Origin of the sequence: Solemya pervernicosa gill symbiont (assembly GCF_002020875.1) — a bacterium.
Classification (GTDB): Bacteria; Pseudomonadota; Gammaproteobacteria.
Genome location: NZ_MPRL01000127.1, coordinates 1 through 3,027, shown reverse-complemented (window position 1 = coordinate 3,027; position 3,027 = coordinate 1). Strand labels below are relative to the sequence as shown.

Annotated in this window: 1 protein-coding gene; it reads right to left on the bottom strand. The window is 50.6% G+C overall.

Going from position 1 to position 3,027, the window contains the following annotated elements:
- Positions 1–300: 300 nt before the first annotated feature.
- On the bottom strand, positions 301–2,592 hold the full coding sequence (locus tag BOW52_RS16510) for a peptidase U32 family protein (RefSeq protein WP_078485181.1): 2,292 nt from the start codon (positions 2,590–2,592) through the stop codon (positions 301–303).
- Positions 2,593–3,027 lie beyond the last annotated feature (435 nt).

The following is a 3,027-nucleotide window of genomic DNA, read 5'->3' as shown; positions in this document are numbered from 1 at the left end:
TTCTTCGTCGTTCGCTCGCGCTCTCAACTGCGAATATGCAGACGGCGTCGACTATCGCGGACTAACCGCCTTCGCTTCGCTATCCATGGCGGTCAGCGGAAGTCGAAAAAGCGAGTCTCTTTGCGAAACATCTAAAAGGTGTTGTGAACTCTCTTGTACACCTTCAGCTTTCCATTCATATCTTGCTGCACCCAAACATGAACGCAGAAGCCGTCAAAATATAGATGTTCACCCTGCAGGTCGACAACGTCGGTGAAAGTAACCATTAAGACGACGCTGCTATCTTTGCTCTTCTAACGCCTAGATTCCCTTCCGATACTGGGTATTGGTGACAGGCGAGATCACCTCTTTCAATTCGTTGGCGGCCTCGGCATCACCCACGATGTATCGCTGAAATAGCTGGGTCAGCTGCGGCTTCTCCATCTCAATCTGCGTGTCGGTTTTAATATCACGCAGATCAACGAGATAGTCTGTAACCAGACTCGGCACATCACGAACGATATCCGTATTCAGATAGCTCGATTCGTTATAGACGGTATGGTAATCGCCTTTGCTCTTTTTAATTAACAGCGAGGCGTCATTCATGTTGGTGATCTGCGACGACTTCTCGCAACGCTGTATGCAGGCCCCATCAACGATATTCTTCTTGCACCCCGTCACTTGATAGAAGAGGCACGCCCGGCTGGTCATCAGGATTATCGGATGGTAGATGCTGTAGTAGATCTTAAAGTCGTCGGGTTTGACCATCTTGCGTATCTGGCCGCGATTAATCTCATTGGAGATAAACGCACCGCTGCAATTAAAGCTCTCTTTCAGACAGATCAAACTATAGGAATTGACCAGATTAAGCTGCGGCCCCGCTATCCAGTCGATCCCTCTCTGATAGGCCTCATAGGCGATACCGGTATTGTTGGTAACGATCTGCTCAGGTCTCAACTGCTCAAGTAGCTCAACCGCTATCTGGTAATCACTGCCAATCAATACCGAGGGGAACCAGGGGATCAGGCCCTCATTGTTGCGAAACAGCTCAACATACTCGGCGCTCCCCTTCTTAAAGCTATTGGGAAGCTGATAGAAAACTTTAGCCGCACTCTCCTTGCAGAGATGGAGATCTTCCGCTGAAGAGATTAGCAGTGAGAGTTCAGGAGAGGCCTCATCGGATGGACTTTTTTTAAGTCGCGGTAGCTCTACCGGTGCCTGTATCTCTTTAGATCCATTCAGCACATAGAGGATTTGCCTCTTCAGCACGACCAACTCTTTAAAGGGAACAATAAGGTCGTCATCAAGTTCGCTCAGATCGATCTCATCGATAAAGTACTCGGTGTCGTTGATCGCCTTGAATCGCTCAGCCAGCAGCTCACTATCGAGTGACTGCGGAATACCCTTCTTGCTCCCTGCTCTTGCCGACGTTCGATTCTCCTTGGTCGCAGCACTGATCAGGGTACTTTCAGACTTAACCTCGAAGGAGAGATCGGATGATTTGATCGAGAGCGTTAATGGAGACCCAACCTCACCGGATGCAGAGAGGATCAGAGGTGCCTTCTCGGTACTCAGTGCAGCGATCTGCACATCTACACTGTTGATGATCTCGGTCTTCTGGTCATAGAGCTTACGCTTGGCCGTTGGCAGCGCCACCTCAACCGACATTCCACTCTTTTTGGCTTGATAGATCGCAGAGTTGTCGCGAGGATTGTCGATAAACATGTTGCGGTTAATCTCCCCCTGCAGAAAGGCGTTGGAGAAGTCGCGATTGAAGACCTTACGCAGTGAACCCTCACCACGGCCCACCTGATCCTGTTCATAGAAGCGTTTCAACTGCTGCCGCCAGCTCTCAACCACCGTATAGACGTAGTGGTGCTTCTTGATGCGCCCCTCGATCTTTAGTGAATCAACCCCAGCCTCATAGAGACCACGTAGATCAGAGAAGGCCGAGTTGTCTTTGATATTGAGTGGGAAGTCTCTGCCCTCAGCCGTAGTCAGGTACTGATCACGACAGGGCTGACTACATTGGCCACGATTACCCGACTTACCGGCATGCACCGAACTCAGGTAACAGATACCGGAGAAGGCGATACAGTTAGAGCCGTGAACAAAGACCTCGGTCAGCATGTCGTTTTCGTGTGCGACGGTGGATAGTGAGTGGATCTCCTCAAGGCTTAATTCACGCGAGAGATTAACCCGCGTAGCCGCCAGCTCATTCAGAAACTTGATCTGACCTGCATTGTGAGTCGTCAGCTGGGTAGAGGCGTGGACCTTGAACGAGGGGTAATATTTTTGCAGCAGATGGAAGACACCAAAGTCCTGAACAATGATGCCATCAAGCTTGGTGTTCACCAGCTTGTTTAGCAGAATGCTAAGAGCCGGTATCTCAGTCTCAACAATAATGATATTTAGCGTAAGGAAAACTTCGCAATCGTGCTGATGAGCCAACCTTAGTATCCCAGCGAGGTCATCAAAGGTGATGTTCTCCGCCCGATTACGAGCGTTAAAGCGATCCAGTCCGCAATAGACCGCATTCGCCCCTGCCACGATAGCAGCCTTGATGGAGTCGATATCCCCACCCGGCGCCAGCAATTCAATCTCATTTTTCATGGCGCGGAGTATAGCGAAATAGCGTCGCTAGATGTTACACACTCTCTACCCTGGTGAGGTCATCATAGTGATCTGTAGGATGATGATTAAGACAAAGGTTTCGGGCTCAGAAATCTGGTTGTAGCGACCATGTGTTGACGACATAGCTTCAACACGCACCGATAGAAAGCGATCGAAAACGTTCAAAATTCTCCGCCCAGCTGCTACCGGTTTAGGCTCTTGCAGCTGAGGCGAGCCGATCGACCGTGGCGATCAACTCACCGTAGTCGATCGGCTTGGTGATGTAGTTGTCAAAGCCGAGCTCCAGCCCCCTGGCGCGGTCATCATCGGTGGCGTGGTCGGGGAGTCGCTATTTTTGCGGAAGCTTGTTTTGGGCGTCCAAGCCCAAGCAAGCGGCAAATACTTAACGCGACCGTTTATGCCTACGGCGCCCCG

Coding starts and splice junctions, on each gene's coding strand:
- BOW52_RS16510 (WP_078485181.1), bottom strand. CDS start 2,592: ATGAAAAATGAGATTGAATTGCTGGCGCCGGGTGGGGATATCGACTCC.